Source organism: Inquilinus sp. KBS0705 (assembly GCA_005938025.2).
Taxonomy (GTDB): domain Bacteria; phylum Bacteroidota; class Bacteroidia; order Sphingobacteriales; family Sphingobacteriaceae; genus Mucilaginibacter.
In genome coordinates, this window is the sequence record VCCI02000001.1 from 2,501,048 (window position 1) to 2,518,617 (window position 17,570).

The 17,570-nt window shown below is 45.5% G+C and carries 15 protein-coding genes; 6 read left to right on the plus strand and 9 right to left on the minus strand.

What is annotated here, in order from left to right:
- Positions 1-14: 14 nt before the first annotated feature.
- Positions 15-1,853, plus strand: coding sequence for a beta-galactosidase (locus tag FFF34_011115; GenBank protein TSD67907.1), 1,839 nt, complete (start codon positions 15-17; stop codon positions 1,851-1,853).
- Between the two features lie 249 nt (positions 1,854-2,102).
- Here the strand turns inward: FFF34_011115 and FFF34_011120 are convergent, their stop codons facing one another.
- The 5 genes from FFF34_011120 to msrA form a co-directional block, all read right to left on the minus strand.
- Entirely contained in the window at positions 2,103-2,441 is a 339-nt protein-coding gene (locus tag FFF34_011120; protein TSD67908.1) for a hypothetical protein, read from the minus strand.
- Positions 2,442-2,522: 81 nt separating this feature from the next.
- Complete coding sequence (locus FFF34_011125) at positions 2,523-3,389, minus strand: aldose 1-epimerase family protein (protein TSD67909.1); 867 nt, start codon at positions 3,387-3,389, stop codon at positions 2,523-2,525.
- A 30-nt stretch (positions 3,390-3,419) separates the two neighbouring features.
- Positions 3,420-5,861: a bifunctional YncE family protein/alkaline phosphatase family protein gene (locus tag FFF34_011130; protein TSD67910.1), complete on the minus strand. Its 2,442-nt coding sequence runs from the start codon at positions 5,859-5,861 to the stop codon at positions 3,420-3,422.
- Between the two features lie 73 nt (positions 5,862-5,934).
- On the minus strand, positions 5,935-6,738 hold the full coding sequence (locus FFF34_011135) for a 5'-nucleotidase, lipoprotein e(P4) family (protein ID TSD67911.1): 804 nt from the start codon (positions 6,736-6,738) through the stop codon (positions 5,935-5,937).
- A gap of 23 nt (positions 6,739-6,761) precedes the next feature.
- Positions 6,762-7,307, minus strand: a complete 546-nt coding sequence (gene msrA / locus FFF34_011140) for a peptide-methionine (S)-S-oxide reductase MsrA (GenBank protein TSD67912.1) — start codon at positions 7,305-7,307, stop codon at positions 6,762-6,764.
- Between the two features lie 347 nt (positions 7,308-7,654).
- Between msrA and FFF34_011145 the strand changes: the two genes are divergently transcribed.
- Genes FFF34_011145 through FFF34_011155 form a run of 3 tightly spaced genes read left to right on the plus strand, consistent with a single transcriptional unit; the run spans position 7,655 to position 10,470 of the window.
- Positions 7,655-7,870: a hypothetical protein gene (locus FFF34_011145; GenBank protein TSD67913.1), complete on the plus strand. Its 216-nt coding sequence runs from the start codon at positions 7,655-7,657 to the stop codon at positions 7,868-7,870.
- A 40-nt stretch (positions 7,871-7,910) separates the two neighbouring features.
- Positions 7,911-8,228 carry a hypothetical protein gene (locus FFF34_011150; protein ID TSD67914.1) on the plus strand — a complete coding sequence of 106 codons (318 nt, stop codon included), beginning with the start codon at positions 7,911-7,913 and terminating at the stop codon, positions 8,226-8,228.
- A 55-nt stretch (positions 8,229-8,283) separates the two neighbouring features.
- Positions 8,284-10,470 (plus strand): TonB-dependent receptor, encoded by a 2,187-nt coding sequence (locus FFF34_011155; GenBank protein ID TSD67915.1) that lies wholly within the window; start codon positions 8,284-8,286, stop codon positions 10,468-10,470.
- Positions 10,471-10,571: 101 nt separating this feature from the next.
- Here the strand turns inward: FFF34_011155 and FFF34_011160 are convergent, their stop codons facing one another.
- Positions 10,572-11,540 (minus strand): zinc-binding dehydrogenase, encoded by a 969-nt coding sequence (locus FFF34_011160; protein ID TSD67916.1) that lies wholly within the window; start codon positions 11,538-11,540, stop codon positions 10,572-10,574.
- Positions 11,541-11,678: 138 nt separating this feature from the next.
- Here FFF34_011160 and FFF34_011165 point away from each other — a divergent pair, with 138 nt between their 5' ends.
- The gene (locus FFF34_011165; GenBank protein ID TSD67917.1) at positions 11,679-12,002 is read left to right on the plus strand and encodes a hypothetical protein; all 324 of its coding nucleotides are present in this window, start codon (positions 11,679-11,681) and stop codon (positions 12,000-12,002) included.
- 202 nt (positions 12,003-12,204) lie between these two features.
- Here FFF34_011165 and FFF34_011170 read toward each other — a convergent pair whose 3' ends face one another.
- The 3 genes from FFF34_011170 to FFF34_011180 form a co-directional block, all read right to left on the minus strand.
- Positions 12,205-13,284, minus strand: coding sequence for a hypothetical protein (locus tag FFF34_011170; protein TSD67918.1), 1,080 nt, complete (start codon positions 13,282-13,284; stop codon positions 12,205-12,207).
- Positions 13,285-13,688: 404 nt separating this feature from the next.
- Positions 13,689-16,028, minus strand: coding sequence for a M1 family metallopeptidase (locus tag FFF34_011175; protein ID TSD67919.1), 2,340 nt, complete (start codon positions 16,026-16,028; stop codon positions 13,689-13,691).
- Positions 16,025-16,615 (minus strand): HupE/UreJ family protein, encoded by a 591-nt coding sequence (locus tag FFF34_011180; GenBank protein TSD67920.1) that lies wholly within the window; start codon positions 16,613-16,615, stop codon positions 16,025-16,027. Before FFF34_011180 ends, FFF34_011175 begins: the two co-directional genes overlap by 4 nt.
- A 175-nt stretch (positions 16,616-16,790) precedes the next feature.
- Here FFF34_011180 and FFF34_011185 point away from each other — a divergent pair, with 175 nt between their 5' ends.
- Positions 16,791-17,156: a hypothetical protein gene (locus FFF34_011185; protein TSD68019.1), complete on the plus strand. Its 366-nt coding sequence runs from the start codon at positions 16,791-16,793 to the stop codon at positions 17,154-17,156.
- Positions 17,157-17,570: the final 414 nt, after the last annotated feature.

Consider the following 17,570-nt stretch of genomic DNA (forward strand, 5'->3'; position numbering starts at 1 on the left):
TATTTGAACTACACATGCTAAAAAGGATAATACTTTATACCGCGCTTTTTATCAGCGGCATTACCCTTGTCAGGGCGCAATCGGCAAGCCATACCTTCGCTTTTAGCGATAGCACCTTTATGCTGGATGGCAAACCATTACAGATCATAAGTGGCGAGATGCACTGTTACCGCATACCGCGCGAAAACTGGCGCGACCGCATGAAAATGGCCAAAGCCATGGGCCTTAATACCATTGGCACCTACATGTTTTGGAACCAGCACGAAATGGTGCAGGGCAAGTACGATTTTACGGGCAATAATGATATTGCCGAATTTGTGCGCATAGCCAAAGAAGAAGGCCTTTGGGTGGTATTGCGCCCCAGCCCCTACGCCTGTGCCGAATGGGAGTTTGGCGGTTACCCATGGTGGTTACTAAAGGACAAAACGCTTAAGGTGCGCAGCCAGGACCCCAAATTTATTAGCGCTTATCGTAATTATATGTTAGAGGTAGGCAAGCAACTGGCGCCTTTACAGGTAAACCATGGCGGTAACATACTAATGGTGCAAATTGAAAACGAATACGGCAGCTACAGTAACGATAAGGCGTACCTTGCCCAAAACGAAAAGATATTCCGCGAGGCCGGGTTTGATGGTACGCTGTTTACCTGCGATGGCCCAAGCCAAATGCCCGCAGGCTACCTGCCCGGCTTTTTACCCGCTGTAAACGGCGAGGATAACCCTGCCGCCGTAAAAACACTGATCAATAAATACCACGACGGTAAAGGCCCTTATTACATAGCCGAATGGTACCCGGGCTGGTTTGATAGCTGGGGAACCGCGCACAGCGGCAGCAATGCCGATGCGGATGCCAAAAAGCTGGATGAAGTGTTAACCGCAGGGATATCTATTAACATGTACATGTTTCATGGTGGTACCACCCGCGATTTTATGAATGGCGCCAACATGAACAAGCGCGACCCCTATGCCCCGCAAACCGCCAGTTACGACTATGATGCCCCGCTTGATGAATCGGGCAACCCTACCGCCAAGTTTTACAAGTTTAGGGATGTGATAGCCAAACACCTGCCTGCCGGCGAAAAGCTGCCCGAGGTGCCCGGTAAAAAGAAAATGACCTTTGCCCTTGAGGCGATAAAACTAACCGGCACAGCCAACCTGTTTAGCAACCTGGGCAAACCTGTTGAAGCCGACAAGCCCATGAGCTTTGAGGACCTTGACCAGGGCTATGGTTTTGTGCTGTACCGTACCACACTTAAAGATGCGGTTAACGGCTTGCTTAAAATAAAAGAAATGCGCGATTACGCTACCGTTTACCTTAACGGCCAGCGCATAAGCATTTTAGACAGGCGCTTAAAGCAAGACTCGTTACAACTAAGCAGCCTTACCCCCAATAGCACCCTTGATATATTGGTTGAGAACAATGGCCGCATTAACTACGGCCCCTTTTTAACCGAGAACCGCCAGGGCATCACAGAAAGTGTTACCCTAAACGGCCAGGAGCTTACCGGCTGGAAAATGTACCAGTTTCCGTTTAGTACACTGGCGGGTTGGCATTATGGCCCTGCACAAACCGAGGGCATTGTACAGCCGGGCTTGTACCGTGGCACCTTCTCGTTACGCACCACCGGCGATACCTATTTAGATATGCATGGCTTTGGTAAAGGCTTTGTTTATTTGAACGGGCACAACCTGGGCAAGTACTGGGAGATAGGCCCAACACAAACCATTTACATACCCGCTGCATGGCTTAAAAAAGGCCAGAACGAAGTGGTGGTGTTCGACCAACTAAAGGGTGGCCATACCGAACTTTCAACTTTAGACCACCCGGTGTTAAGTGAGTTGATGAAGAAGTAATTTGGTCATGCCTCCAACTGCCGAACTCAATTTCAACAGATAAAATAACGGGTGCCTGCCAATAAATGGCGGGCATCTATTGTTTATATCGAAATTTATTTTATATTAATTAGCAGGTAGTCAACAAAAAAAACGAAAAAATCTCGCTGTAACAACGAATTAAAACGAAAAATAACGAAAAAATTATAGGGCAATAAAAAAGCCTGTGAGGTATCTCACAGGCTTTTTTATTCAAAAATATTATGCTGATTACAGGATCAGGATTAACACTAAAATGATGATGATGATAGCACCAACTGAAAGGTAAACGCCACCGCCACCCATAGCCTGAGCTTCGTGTTTAAGGCTTTTTAATTCAGCTTTAAGTTCTTTTTTCTCTGTTTTATCCATCTGAGATTTATCCATTGCTTTGATTTCCTCAACGCGGGCTTTGATCTCTTCGATGCGAGCTTGTTTCTGCTCTTTTGTCATGTTAGCAGCAGCTTCTGTAAAGGCTTTTTTGTCGTCGGTAAAGGTTGCTGCGTTGCTGTTAAATGCTGTTACAGACAGTAACATGGTAAGTGCAATTAGATAAATTTTCTTTTTCATAGCTGTATTTGTTTAGAGTTTTTTTACTGATAAGTATAAAAGCAGTACAAATGTTTTAAAAAACTTTTAAAATAGTTTAAATTATATGCTGATATAGTACGAAGCTTCAAAAACATGCCCTGTAACTACCTTTTGTATAGCCTCTTTATTAGCTATATCAGCGGGTTCGCCCGCGTTATCAGCACAGCCCAGCCAAGGCTCTATACATACAAAATCGGCCCCTGGTTTGGCCCACAAGCCAAGGTAATTAAAGTGCGGAAACTCAACCGAAAGGCTTTGATCGTGCTTATCGCTTTTAATGGTAACCATGCGCGATTTGATATTTTTAAACACCAGGGCATCCTTATCAAACATATCGCGGGTTAAGTACAGTCTGTTATTGGGCGTAGTTACCGACTGGGTCTCGCCGTTAAAAGTGCCCTCAGGCGATAGCAGGTGGGTTTCTAAATGCTCCGGGGTTTCAAATTCAAGGTAATAATCGGTATAGCTTTCGCCTGCGTTAAAGGGGACATTAAATGCCGGGTGCCCGCCTACCGAAAAGTAAACAGCTTTTTTATCCCTGTTAATAAGCTTATAAGTAACGCGCAGCGCGTTGTCAATTAAAGTGTATAGTACCTGAAAATCAAACTTATAAGGGTAAACTGCCAGCGTTTTTTCGCAATAAGGTAACGAGAATGCGGCATGGGCTTCGTCCTTCTCCAGTAAAATAAACTCCGAGTGGCGCGCAAAACCGTGGCGGGGCAAAGCATATTTTTGGCCGTCAACCAGTAATTCGTTATTTATTAACTGTCCAACTATTGGGAATAAGTTAGGCGCATGCCAGGGCCAGATGTCAGTGTTAGCTTGCCAAAGTTGTTCCGTACCGGTTGCCTTATTATAAAAAGAGCTTAACTGGGCGCCCTTAGTATCAACGGCTACCTTTAAGTATTCATTCTCAAGAATTGTCATGACTGATAATGTTTGGTTCAAGATAACAAATCAATCATCATCCTGTTTCTTTTTCTGCTCTAAAATAACAAAAGCACTGCGTTTTGGTGCAGGCATAACCGAGTTTTCGCCTTTTACCGATTTCCAAACCACTTCATTCAAATCAAGGTCCGGCACGGCATCCTCTTTAGCAAAATTAAAACTCGCCGACCGCTTACTGCTTTCATTTACTGCTACATTGCGCTGTTCAAGGTCTACAAGCGCTTGTTTGGCGGTATAAGGTGTAAAGTCAGGTTTAGCGCTAAAGCATTCATACAAAGGCATGGCAGCGGCATCGTACTGGCTCATAGGCGGCAGGCCTAAAATAAGCTCGATGGTACGCAGCACGCCCGATGTAGAGTACATATTATGTAATACCGCGTTCCGTTTAACATAAGGGCCAGCAACAAACACAGGCGAGCGGTGCGCATCCACATGGTCCGGGCCGTTTTGAGCGTCATCCTCTAAAATAAATACCACCGATTGCTTCCAAATGGGGCTTTTTGATAAATGCTCCAAAAACTGGCCAATAGCCAGGTCGTTATCTGCAACTGCTGCTACAGGTGTAATAGCGCCCTTTTGCTGGCCGCTGGTGTGGTCGTTAGATATGCGTATGGTATTAAACTGTGGTACAGCGTTTTTGGTTAACAGCGAATCGAAATCATGCGCCCATATAGCCACTCGGGTAACATCTTTAACATTCATATCAAACCCCGGCGATTGCTTGCAATAATGCCCTTCTAACGATTTGAGGCTGGACTTTGCATGCGGGCCATCCTCTACAAACTCGCCATAGGTGCGGTAGCTAACACCGGCCCGCTTGCAGTAATCCCAAATAAAACCATCGCGCGGGTAGGCCGCTTTACGGGTGCCTTCGTAATCGTAATTACCGCCACGGCCGCCATAGCTGGTAGGCCATGTTTTTTCAACAAAATCGGTAGCGTATGCAGCCATACTCCAGTTATGCCCATCGGCACTTACCTCGGCATCTACATAAAAATTATCCATCAATACAAACTCATTGGCTATAGCATGGTGGTTTGGGGTTACGTTCTTACCAAATATACATAAAGATGTATCGCCATTACCGGCTGCTACGTCGCCCATTACCTGGTCGTAGGTGCGGTTTTCTTTGATAATATAGAATACATGTTTAATAGGTGACACCTCGCCCTTTTTTCGGGGGACAGGATTGCCTGCCTCGCCGGGCGCAGTGCCTGCAATTTGCGCGTTAAACGGCGTATTGGTATAAACCTGTTTGGTATAAGCCTTTAGTTTAAGCTCGGAGGGCACATCTATAAATGACAATGTCCCTTTAAATAAACCGCCTATATACTGTTCCTTGCTGTTAATAGCGCCTTTTTTGTAACCGCTATTATCAGCCTTTTTAACGGGCTGCGGCCCTTGCGGATTAGCCATCGAGGTAAAGCCCTTGCCGTTGCTCACCAATATTTTGTTACCCAACATTTTAACATTGGTAGGATACCAGCCGGTGGGTATAAAACCGCGGCTTTGGCTACTGCCGGGCTTAGATACATCAAAAACAGCCAGGCAATTATTATCGGCATTGGCAATGTATAGTGTTTTTTCGTTAGCCGATAGAGCAAAACCATTGGTAGTTGACCCTGTAAGCTTTGTTGGGTATAGGGCTGTAGATACGGTTTCGATAGTTTTGCGGGTAGCCGTATTGATAATGGATACCGAATTATCATTAGCGTTGGCAACAAATAGCAACGTGCCCTTTTTGTTAAGCAATAGCTCGTTAGGGTGGCTACCGGTATTAATTGTAGTTAGCTTTTGTGTCGTTGTATGGTAAATGGCTAACTTATCGCCACCCCATAATGATATGTAGAGTGTTTTTTCGTCGGGAGATAGTATACAGCTATAGGCCTCGGCACCTAATTTAAGCTTGCTCAATATGGTAGCCTTATTAGGGTCGATGATGTATAAAGTGCTATCCTCTTTGGTTACTGTGTACAAGCGATTATTGGCCTTATTAAGTGCTATACCTGTAGGACAAATTTTGTTTTTAGGCCATGCGTCGCCTAATTTGATGGTATCGGGCTTATTTAATTGACGATTGCTGATGCCAAACTTTAGTATAATGTTGTCATTACCACCCGATGCATATATTGTTTTTTCATCGCTACTAAAAGCAATGCCATACCACGATTTGCCTAATTCCTTTTCGTCAAGTAGTTTTTCGCTACGCGGATCTATCAGTTGAAGCGATTGGGTGCTTTGACCGTTGTTAGTTACCGCCAGTAATTTGCCCGAAGCGGATAGCTGCATGTTTAAGGGTAGATCGCCCAAAGGTAATGATCTGCCTGCTGGGCTTAGTTTCCAGCCGTTTGGAAGTAATACCTGGCTTGTTTGCTGAATTTTACCCGGTATTTGGGCAAATAATTGAATAGTTGCCAGTAAGGTAACTATAGATAATGTGAGCTTTTTCATAAAATGGCTTGTACCCAAAATTACATATTGATTTTGGGAATGTACAATGCTTAACAAAAGCTTAATATAGCAACTATTGCTTATCAGCCTTTATCCTGGCCTTTATTATCGAGTCTTTTTGCGCCGGGCTAAGTTTATAGTTAAAGTTGAATAAGGCACCCTCAAAATCGCCATAGGATGGGTTAGGAATTACAATATACCTGCTGCCAAACTCTTTTTTAAGCTGATCGGTAACAGACCGGCGGCTTTGTTCAGTAGGATGGTTATCATACAACATATCAAAATCGGGCAGGTTATCGCCGCATAACAATACAATATTATGCGTTTTAAGCACGTTTTGGCGACGGCCCTCTTTACTTGATGTAGCTTGTTTTAACTGCAAATGTGCATCATCCGCATTGGGCAGGTTATATAGCTGCAAGTTTTTTATAGTAGCTGCTCTTTCATCCTCGGCACGGTTGGTAATGTAAAATACCGTTACCCCTTTTGATGCCGCGTATTTGAAAAACGCCGGTGCGCCGGGTACTGTATCAGCTACAGCTTTGGCTGTCCATAACTTCCACGTTTCGTCGGTATAATCCTGATTATTAAGCGCGCGCAGGGCATCATAAGGGCTGTTATCCAGTAGTGTCTCGTCAATATCGGTAACTACCGCTAATGGCTTAGTGCCCAGGTTTTTAAGTGCTTCGTCAAGCCTTAGCCTTGCCAAATTATAAGCCTGAAAACAAAGCGCACGGTACTCTGCCGAGCGTTGCTGCCATAGTGATGCCCATACTTTACCGCTATTGGCTAACGAGGTTTGTGCGGTTTTTTTAGCAGTACTACAAGCACCTAAAAACAAGGTTATGACTAAGATACCAATGGCTATTTTCTTCATTTAAAGCAGTAAATTCACCGTTTTTACAGCAATTCCGGTTTTATCTTATCGGTAAATTCCTTGGCAAATTTATTCAATTTGGGTTGGATGACAAACGCGCAATAAGGTTTCATTGGGTTATCATTGTAATAATTTTGATGATAATCCTCCGCCTTATAAAACTCGCTTACCGGGATCACTTCAGTTACAATAGCCTTGTCGAACACCTTTTCTTCGGTCAGTTTTTGGATCATCGACTCCGACTGTGCCCTTTGCTCGTCGGTATGGTAAAATATTGCCGACCTGTATTGGGTGCCTACATCATTGCCCTGGCGGTTTAATGTGGTTGGGTTATGGGTTTTAAAGAAAACCAGCAATAGCTCATCAAACGACAGTATATCAGCATCATACGCTATCTGTATCACCTCGGCGTGGCCGGTATCGCCGTTGCATATTTCCATGTAAGTGGGGTTTATGGTATGCCCGCCGGTGTACCCTGATGCTACTGATATAACGCCTTTTAAGGCCTGAAAGATGGCTTTGGTGCACCAAAAGCAGCCGTTGCCAAATGTGATTTTTTGTATATTCATGCTATATAAATATACGCATAAATCGCCATTTTGATTTACACCGGCAAGCTGGTTTGGCAAATTATGGCAGTACAACTACTTTGTGCCGCATTGCCATTTTACAGTTGTTTTAAATTCCACACCCATACTTAACTCATTCCATATTTTTCGTTTTTCTTGCTTATTTTTCGTTTTATTTCGTTCGGGATGGTTACCTAATATAACATAATTTTCCATATAAGAGGCATGTTTTCTTTCTTTATATAAATATGATGAAACATGGGTATTGTAATATTTTTTATTACGATATAAACTGTAACCTTTTTTTTAGATGACCTGACTACTACAATAAATTAACAGGCCGGGGTATGAAAATTGATGACAGCACTATACAATTGGCGGCAAAAAAACTAGCGCAAGAAGCCACCGGTAGCGAGCTAACCCGGTTAAACCAACTGATGGTGCAAAACACCGATACCGGCTACTTTCTACAACTGCTGTTTAACTCCCCAACCGATGCAAACGACGATGAACGATCTGCAAGGCTGTTCAGAAAAATAAAGTCGGCAATAACGGAGGAGTGAACTATTGCAACATCGGCCAAAAATAATTTACATTTGCCGCATGAGAGCCTTGTGTTTTTTATGCGCCCTTTTTGTGTTACTGCTGGCTATAAAGCCCTGCTGTAACGATAGCGAGTGCAATTTTAAAACCGATGCGGTTAACCAACCGGTAAATAACAAGGATGTAAAGGGTAACGATTGTAAAGGCTGCTCGCCATTTTTTGCCTGCGGCACCTGCGCAGGCTTTGTGGTGGCCGGCAACACCTGTTACAGTATCACAACCATCCGCGAGCCACATATAAAACACTATGCACCCTACCTGCACCCTTGTGTACAGCATGTTACCCTATCTATTTGGCAGCCGCCACAATTAAGTTAATACACCTACGTAGCCCTAAGGCTGTTATTAGTATTAACTTTATTATATATTATCCATGAAAAAATTCACGGTGCTTGTTATAGCACTTATATATACCGCTGTGGCGTATGGCCAAAACACGTTTAAGGCCATTGTAAAGGATGCAAAAACCAACCAACCCTTAATTGGCGCTCCTGCTATTGTTGCGCCGGGTGGCAAGGGAGCTGTTACCGATACCGCCGGCCTTATTGTTTTAACCGGCCTGCCTGCGGGCAGGCAGCTGATAACTTACAGTTATATTGGGTACCAAACCCATACAGATACCATTTTATTGCCCCAACAGCAGCTTAGCCCTGCGCTTGTTTTGCTTACACCCGCTGGCGGAGACGACGGCGAAGAACTGGCCGGAATAATTGTATCGGCAACGCGCAGCAGCCGCACCATTGCCAATACACCAACCCGGGTTGAAGTAATATCAGGCGAAGAGTTGGACGAAAAAGGTAATATGAAGCCCGGCGATATCCGCATGATGCTGGCAGAAAGCACAGGCATACAAACCCAGCAAACATCGGCTACCAGCAATAACTCCAGCATACGTATACAGGGACTCGACGGTAAGTACACCCAGATCATCCGCGATGGGTTCCCGCTATATTCGGGGTTTTCGGGTGGCTTGGGTTTGCTGCAAATAGCCCCGCTTGATCTGAAACAAGTTGAGGTGATCAAAGGCTCATCGTCTACCCTGTATGGGGGCGGCGCTATTGCCGGCTTAGTTAACCTGGTATCAAAAACGCCAGGTAACCAGCGCCAGCTCAACTTTTTGTTAAATACAACATTGGCCCTTGGCCTTGATGCCAGCGCCTTTTATTCGCAAAAGTTTAAAAAAACAGGCGCTACCGTTTATGCTGCCTACAACCACGGCACCGCTTACGACCCTGCCGGTATCGACCTTACCGCTATACCCCGGTTTAACAGGTTTACCTTTAACCCTAAATTATTTTTTTACCTTAACAGCAACACCACCCTTATAACCGGCATCAACAGCACTATTGAAGACCGCATAGGTGGCGATATACATTATATTAAGGGTGATGGCAACACGCAGCATAGCTATTTTGAGCAAAATAAAACAGGCCGCTACAGCACACAACTACAGCTTGACCACAGTATAAACAGTAAAGAGAAGCTGACCGTTAAAAACAGCCTTAGCTATTTCGACAGGGCAATTAACCTGCCGGCATATAAGTTTTCGGGGCTGCAGTTCTCTACCTTTAGCGAGGCCAGTTACACCCGCGTAAGTGATGTTACCGATTGGGTTATGGGGGTAAATTACCTGTCAGAAAACTTTGCCGAAGATAAAAACAACAGTTTTGCGCTACGCAGCTATAACTACAGCACCGTAGGTGGCTTTATACAAAACACCTGGAACGCCACAAAGGCATTAACTTTAGAGAGCGGCCTAAGGGCCGACCATCATAACAAATACGGTTTATTTGTACTACCACGGGTATCTGCCTTGCTAAACATTAACAGCCATATATCTACCCGGCTGGGTGGTGGTTTAGGCTATAAGGCACCCACCGTTTTTACCGAAGATGCCGAACGGATACAATTTAAAAACGTATTACCCATTGATGTGGCCAATACATCGGCCGAAAGATCGTACGGGTTGAATTACGATATAAATTACCGAACCGGCTTGTTTAACAACCAGGGTAGCCTAAGCATTAACCAACTGTTATTTTATACCCGTATTAATAACCCTATACTGCTTACCGCTTTAAGCAACGGCAATTTGCAGTACCAGCAACCTAAAGGCGACCTTAACACCAAAGGCACCGAAACTAATATAAAGTTAACCTATGCCAACTTTAAGCTGTTTGTGGGCTATACCTATGCCCATGTAACACAGCACACAGGCAACAGCATTACCTTTTATCCATTGGTATCAAAACACCGGCTTAATAATGTGCTGATGTACGAGCTGGAAGATAAATGGAAACTTGGCCTTGAAGCTTATTACTTTAGTCCGCAAAAGTTAAACGATGGCGCAACAGGCAAGGCTTACTGGACCACCGGCTTTATGGCCGAACGGATATGGGACCGTTTTTCGCTGTTTATAAATTTTGAAAACCTTACCGATACCCGCCAAACCCGGTTTGATACCATTTATACCGGCAGCATTACCAACCCCACTTTTAGGGATATATATGCCCCTTTAGACGGCTTTGTGATTAACGGTGGCATAAAATTAAGATTGTAAGTGCCCGGCGCGATTGGTCATGCTGAGTTTATCGAAGCACTCGCCTATTTGGCCTTTGCACACGTCCTTCGACGGGCTCAGGATGACCCGGCTCTCTTCACCTAAGCAACCACAACTATTTTGCCGCCTGCAGCATTGCTATCCATTAAGCTGTGCGCCTCGGCAATGGCAGTTAATGAAAATACACGGCCAATGGCTAACTTAATTTCCCCGCTTTCAACGCTGTTTATAAACTCCTGAAAATGCCCGGCAGCAACGCTTATCTGGCCGCTGTCATAAACGGTGAGGCTTACCGTAGCAGGTATATATTCCATGGGTGCAAATTCATTGATGGCCCATTGTTCAGATAACATACCCGTCATGCAAACAATGCCGCCGGGGGCGGCGCAAGCAAGCGAGTTTTTTAGGGTAGCGGTACCAACCAGTTCCAATACTTTATTTACACCTACCGGGTAAATATCTTTTATTTTGGCAACAATGTCCCCATCGTCTATTACTACATGGTCAGCACCATTATCCAGTAATAGCTGTGTTTTACCGGCGGCCCTTGTGGTGGCTATTACGGTTGCGCCGCTTTGCTTAGCCAGTTGCGTGGCCAGCATCCCTATTGATGATGTGCCACCTCTTATCAACAATGTTTCGCCTGCCTGTATTTTAAGAGACAAATGCAGCGAGCCGTATACCGTTTGGAACATTTCGGGCATGGCACCTAACTGTTCCCAACTTAATGTACTTTCAAAAGGATAAAGAATAGCCTTTGGAAGCAGGGTGTATTCCGCATAGCTACCGTCAAAGTCGCGGCCCATGCCATTCATAAAAGCAGCTACCTTTTGGCCGGACCTAAAGGTTCCAGAGGGGTCATCTTCAACTTCGCCCACACACTCGATTCCCAATACCCGTGGAAATTTAACACCAGGCGATAAACCCTTGCGGGTCATCAGTTCCGATCGGTTGAGCCCGAAAGCTTTTACCTTTACTAACACCCAGCCTTCAGCCGGGTTTGGTACGGCCCGCTCTTCTATTAATATATTTTCGGGACCACCCGGGGCCGATATTACTGCTGCTTTCATTGAGGCTAATATACAAAACTTCATTTCCATCAGTAAAGGCAACTATATGGCAAGTAAAAGGTAAAAGATTTTAAATACTGAGATCCTCACCATTATGCCGGGTTGCGGCGGACTACCTTTGCTGCAAACAAATGAAATATGGATTTTAACAATATTGAAAACGAGACCTTGCGCCAGGCATTAACCGCGCTACAGCATAAAAACCGCCACGACTTTGAAAGCCTGCTTGCCCCGGATGCTACATTGATACACAATGGCGAGCCGGATGACATACGCCAATGGGCCGCCGGTTTCTTTTTCGGCGATGCCGAAACGCGCTTTACGGCCATAACCCAAACCGCCGATAAGGGACAAACCATTTGGGCCGATCTGGAGTCGTCCATCGCTGGCAAAATAGCTGTGAAGCTTATATTTGAAACAGATGGCAACAAGATAACATCGCTGAATGCCGGTCGGCCGTAAAACCTCAGGGTCCCCTTCCGGAGACCCTGAGGGGACAGAAAACCACTTCCTCCTCCTTCCCCAGGGAAGGAATCGCACAGGCTCGGGCTTCTGTCATGCTTAGCTTGTCCAAGCGCTCGCGCCTATTGGCTTTTGCAGACGTCCTTCGACGGGGCTCAGGATGACCTGGCTCATTGAAATCAGGGTTACTCACCCGCCTTCATTATCTTAAATACATCTTCCTTACGGTTTCGTTATCGGTAAAATATAGCGTGCCTTCATCTTTAGACAGGCTAAGCTTTGCTGCGTGTACATCAGCACTCGAGCCTACGCCATCGCCGCCATCAGATGGTGGCTGCGGGCCGGCAAGGTAGGTTAGCTTGTTGTTTGATATGGCTTTGATAGTACCATCATCGGCTATATAAAGTGTGCGGGTATCTTTAGTACCTACAATAGAGGTAATATTGTGGAACGTAAGGTTACGGTATATACGGGTGAACACGCCGCCCTGCGTTAATTTGTAAATGGTTTTATTGTTCATTACAATATACTTTACCCCATTGTACCCGCAAAACAGGCTGCTTAAAAACGGGGTGCTGCGGTCAATAGCGATAAGCGAATCTGCAGGCAGCCTATACTCATTTGTGCCAATAACGCCATTCTTAATTTCAGCTTTTTCGGTAAGCGGGTACGAATAGTTGTAATGATTATTAAAAAATCCGCCCAGTAATAAATAATTGCTGTAAGGGTCGCGTACCAGGGTGTTGTAAGTATAAGGGGTATAACTGCTGTGGCTGTTAGGCGGGTTTTTATAGTCGGGCGTAAGCACCTGGCCGTTGGGCTTTACTATCCAAACCTTGTGTTGTATCACAAAGTAAAGGTCGTAGGTGAGTATGTTTATGGTACCATCGCTTTGTACCACAATATCTGATGGGTTGCGAAGGGTTTGTCCGTCGGTGCTTTGGGGTATATTTACGGTTGATACCACATTGGCAGGCGATATCTTACGTACTTTATTGTTAAAAAAGTCGGCTATATAAATGCTACCGTCTTCCATTGCATCAATACCCAGGGGGTAGTCAAACCGGGCGTTTTTACCGTTGCCATCAACAAATCCCGATTCGCCGTACTTGCCCGCTATAGTTACCACCGTTAGGGGCAAATGCGTGCCATTGGCTAAAGCTGCTGTGCGGTTAGGGTCGGTAGTCGCTAAATTTTCCGGCACGGCTTCGGTGCTTTTTTTACATGCTGATAGGCCCAGTAGCAATGTAAAGGGCAATAGTAAATAGTATAGTTTTTTCATGAGGCTGTTATTGATGATCAAATTTCATCAATATTTAGCTTCGCCTTTACAGCCGGCTCATCTTGTGGTGTTTATGTACATAAATGGAACAAATGTGTGTAGCAGATAGGTGGGTGGTAAAGGTTGAACCCTTCCTCCTCCTTCCCTGAAAGAATCGCACCGCCCCGTGCTTAGCGTAAACCTTAGGTAACGTTTCGGAGATCTGAGGAGGGCTGAAACCCGAATACTCCGTCATGTCATTGCGATACGCCGTAGGCGGAGAAGCAAACTCGTCGCATGCAAATAAGGGATGCACGGCGAGGAGATTGCCACGTCGCTATCGCTCCTCGCAATGACACAGTTTATTAGCTAAAGGTTACCCTTAACAAAAAAGCCTCCCAATTTCTTAGGAGGCTTTGATTATATTATGGTGTTGTTTTTCTTGATTGCTGCATCGGGTTGCTGCTGTTATCGGCGCCCCGTGGTGCGGTTTGCTGTTTAAACAGCTCGAAACGGGTTGGTGCAAACTGGCGTGGCCAGCTGTTATTACCCTCGTTTATATCGGCTGTTTCCCGTTCAGGGTCAAGCAGTATCGATCGTACTTCCTTGGTTTTGGCAAATACCTTGGTTACCTGCTTTTCGTTATGGCGCCAAATGTAGGCCGATATTTTTTCGGTCTCCTTAGTGCCGTCGGCGTAGGTCCATTCAATTATTAATGGCGACGGACAACCGCCTACATTGGTAAAGTTAAGCTCGTAAAAATAGGTCTTGCTATCGTACATGGCTTTTTCGGCAGGTGTTAGGGCATTATACATAGCCTGGTAGCTTTGCGTGGTCATTGGTGTGGCGGCAAAGCGGTCCCACTTGCTGTAAAAGTCCTGCAGGGATGTATCTGCTTCAACTAAAGTACGCTGGCCCGCTGCTTTGTTACGCTTGTTGCTGATATTTTCCATACTGCGGTCAAACTGCGAGCGATCGAAGGAAGCCTCGGTAGCCGGGTTTTTGGTGTTTAGGCGATAGTATTTTACGCTATCTAACGATACATCAACCGGGTCGGTTCCAAAGAACCAGCCGCGCCAAAACCAATCCAGATCAACCGCCGATGCATCTTCCATCGTGCGGAACAAGTCGGCAGGCGTTGGGTGTTTAAAGGCCCAGCGGTGCGCGTAGGTTTTAAAGGCGTAATCGAATAACTCGCGGCCCATTACGGTTTCGCGCAATATGTTTAAGGCAGTTGCCGGCTTAGCATAGGCATTTGGGCCAAAGCGGGTAATATTTTCAGAGTTGGTCATGATAGGCTCCAGCTCATCTTTAGGCAGCTTCATGTAATCAACTATCTTGTAGGCCGGGCCGCGCTGCGATGGGTAATTGGCATCCCACTCCTGCTCGGTTAGGTATTGCACAAAGGTGTTTAAGCCTTCGTCCATCCAGGTCCACTGGCGCTCGTCGGAGTTAATGATCATCGGGAAGAAGTTGTGCCCAACCTCGTGGATGATAACACCTATCATACCGTTTTTAGTTGCTTCGCTGTAGGTCCCGTCTTTTTCGGCACGGCCATAGTTAAAGCATATCATCGGGTACTCCATACCGTTTGCAGCCTCAACAGATATGGCTACCGGGTAAGGGTATGGTATGGTATGTTTTGAGTAAGTACGCACGGTGTGCGCTACTACCTTGGTTGAGTAACGGTTGTAAAGCGGGTAAGCTTCGGGGCCGTAGTACGACATTGCCATCACTTTGCGGCCGCCATCTATCTGGGTGCTCATGGCATCCCACACCAAACGGCGCGAGCTAACCCATGCAAAATCACGTACATTTTCGGCGTGGAAATTCCAGGTTTTGCGGGCGGTAGCGTGGCCCTTCATCATTTGCTGGGCTTCGCTTAAGTTAACCACCTCAATAGGCTGGTTGCTGCTTTGTGCCTTGTTCCAGCGGTTTAGCTGGGCGGTACTTAGGTTTTGCGCGTAGTTGCTACATTGCCCGGTGCCACCTACTACGTGGTCGGCAGGTACGTTTATCTTTACATCAAAGTTGCCAAAGGCCAAAGCAAATTCGCCGCGACCGGTGAATTGCTTGTTTTGCCATCCCTGAAAATCGCTGTAAACGGCCATGCGCGGGTACCACTGTGCCATGGTGTACAGGTAGTTGCCATCCTCGGGGAAAAACTCGTAGCCGCCGCGGCCGCCAATGGTCATCCTGTCGGATATATTGTACCACCAGGTAACCTTAAACGCAATTTTTTGGCCGGGCTGCAAAGTGGTTGGCAGCTCTACACGCATCATGGTTTCGTTAATGGTATAGCTAAGCGGGTTGCCGTTTGCATCCTTTATGCTTACAATGTGGTTACCCAGGTCCAAGTTGTGGCCCATTATGCCCTGCAATTGTCGCAGGCTCATTTTGCTTTGCATTTTGCTGCCGTCAAACTTGGCGTTTTCGGCATCTTTTTTATGTTCGTTCTCGTCAAGTTGTAACCACAGGTAGGTTAATGGGTCGGGCGAGTTGTTAAAATAGGTAATAGTTTCTACCCCGTCTAACCGTTGTTTGTCATCATCCAGCTTGGCCACAATATCATAATCGGCTTTTTGTTGCCAATACTTGGGGCCCGGCGCGCCTGATGCTGAACGATACATATTTGGCGTAGATAGCATAGTACCCAATTGCTCAAATTTGTTGCCGTGGTTTGATCCGGGGTTGTTTTCGTTTTGTGCCATCGCAGCCGACGTGACTAACAGGCAGGGGATTAAATAGTGGTAAAATTTATTCATTTAAATTTGATCAGTAAAAAGCGTTCGATACACATTATAAAAGCTATCCCAAATATAGCTGATGAAAGGAACAAAACCCAATCGCGGCGGGGTGTTTTAAGTAATTTTATAATTACATGGGCTATTAAAAGCACCGCAATTACAATTAATACCTGCCCAAACTCCAACCCTACGTTAAAAGCAAACAATTCGGCAGTGATATTGGTGCTGGTACCCAGCAGACTTTTTAAGTAGTTAGAGAAGCCTAAACCGTGTATCAGCCCGAAAAGCAGCGCCAAAATATAGCTAAGCCGCATGGTGTTATTGGTACGCTGCTTATTTAATATGTTTACCAGGCTGGTTAAAACAATGGTAACAGGTATTAAAAACTCAATAAGCGATGTATTTACATGGATGATGTTGAGCACGCTTAAGGCCAGCGTAACCGAGTGGCCAATGGTAAAGGCGGTAACCAGTATAAGCACTTTGCGCCAGTCGGCCAGCAGGTAGGTGCCGCACAGCACGGTTACAAATAAAATATGATCGTAGCCCTGCCAATCGCATATATGCTGCCAGCCTAATTGAAAGTATAAACCAAAATCCTGCATTTAAATAATTAGTGTAATCACAATAAAAATATCGTTTTTTGCGTAAACATTACTTTTAGGCGCATTTATGTTACAATTATTTATCTGGTGGTTCGGCTTTTTCCATCCCTTTTATGTGAGCGTTACTGAAATTAACCACAATGCCAAAACACAATCGGTTGAGGTGAGTTGCCGTATGTTTTATGACGATTTGGAGCATGCGCTTGAAAAAGACTACAAAAAGCCCTTAGATATTGTAAAACCGGCCGACAAAGCCCTACTTAACCGCCTAATTGCCGAGTATGTTAAAAAACACCTGAGCATAAAGGCCGATGGCAAACCCTTAACCCTAAGCTACGTTGGCTACGAGATACAGGAAGATGGCGCATGGGCCTATTTTGAAGTAAAAGGCGTACCCGCGCTTAAAAAGATAGATATTCACGATGAGCTACTAAACACCCAGCACGAAGAGCAGATAAATATGCTGCATGTAACCGTTGGCGGCCAGCGCAAAAGCACCAAGCTGGACAACCCCGATACCGAAGCGAGTTTTAGTTTTTAATTTTATTCTCCACATAACTTGCCATAATAAACTATGTCGTTACGCGGAGCGATAGCGATAAAGCAAACTCCTCGCGTTATCACGGGGTTGTATTTCAAACGAGTTTTCGCCGCTCATTGCCGCGGAGGCTACTTCTTTTCCCTTGATGGAAAAGAAGCAAAAGATCAAGTCAGCGCGATGCTTCCCACGCTCCCTGCCGGTTCTTCACGCTTTGTTGTCGATTGTTCGCGTTGCTCCAATCCATACAAAAAAGCTAAACCGTCATTCCCGGCATACACCCGGCCCGCGCGCGCTGACAGGAGGGCCCGCGCTCATTTTTGATTTAGTTATTTTACCAATCATGTGTTTAGGGACAGTATCGAACGTGTGTAAAGGCCCGACAAAAAACCGGGCCAAAAGGTAAAGGCCCGTGCG

Excerpts from the sequence above, each read along its gene's own strand:
- FFF34_011115 (TSD67907.1), top strand. The coding sequence starts at position 15 with ATGCTAAAAAGGATAATACTTTATACCGCGCTTTTTATCAGCGGCATT.
- FFF34_011120 (TSD67908.1), bottom strand. The coding sequence starts at position 2,441 with ATGAAAAAGAAAATTTATCTAATTGCACTTACCATGTTACTGTCTGTA.
- FFF34_011125 (TSD67909.1), bottom strand. The coding sequence starts at position 3,389 with ATGACAATTCTTGAGAATGAATACTTAAAGGTAGCCGTTGATACTAAG.
- FFF34_011130 (TSD67910.1), bottom strand. The coding sequence starts at position 5,861 with ATGAAAAAGCTCACATTATCTATAGTTACCTTACTGGCAACTATTCAA.
- FFF34_011135 (TSD67911.1), bottom strand. The coding sequence starts at position 6,738 with ATGAAGAAAATAGCCATTGGTATCTTAGTCATAACCTTGTTTTTAGGT.
- msrA (TSD67912.1), bottom strand. The coding sequence starts at position 7,307 with ATGAATATACAAAAAATCACATTTGGCAACGGCTGCTTTTGGTGCACC.
- FFF34_011145 (TSD67913.1), top strand. The coding sequence starts at position 7,655 with ATGAAAATTGATGACAGCACTATACAATTGGCGGCAAAAAAACTAGCG.
- FFF34_011150 (TSD67914.1), top strand. The coding sequence starts at position 7,911 with ATGAGAGCCTTGTGTTTTTTATGCGCCCTTTTTGTGTTACTGCTGGCT.
- FFF34_011155 (TSD67915.1), top strand. The coding sequence starts at position 8,284 with ATGAAAAAATTCACGGTGCTTGTTATAGCACTTATATATACCGCTGTG.
- FFF34_011160 (TSD67916.1), bottom strand. The coding sequence starts at position 11,540 with ATGAAAGCAGCAGTAATATCGGCCCCGGGTGGTCCCGAAAATATATTA.
- FFF34_011165 (TSD67917.1), top strand. The coding sequence starts at position 11,679 with ATGGATTTTAACAATATTGAAAACGAGACCTTGCGCCAGGCATTAACC.
- FFF34_011170 (TSD67918.1), bottom strand. The coding sequence starts at position 13,284 with ATGAAAAAACTATACTATTTACTATTGCCCTTTACATTGCTACTGGGC.
- FFF34_011175 (TSD67919.1), bottom strand. The coding sequence starts at position 16,028 with ATGAATAAATTTTACCACTATTTAATCCCCTGCCTGTTAGTCACGTCG.
- FFF34_011180 (TSD67920.1), bottom strand. The coding sequence starts at position 16,615 with ATGCAGGATTTTGGTTTATACTTTCAATTAGGCTGGCAGCATATATGC.
- FFF34_011185 (TSD68019.1), top strand. The coding sequence starts at position 16,791 with ATGTTTTATGACGATTTGGAGCATGCGCTTGAAAAAGACTACAAAAAG.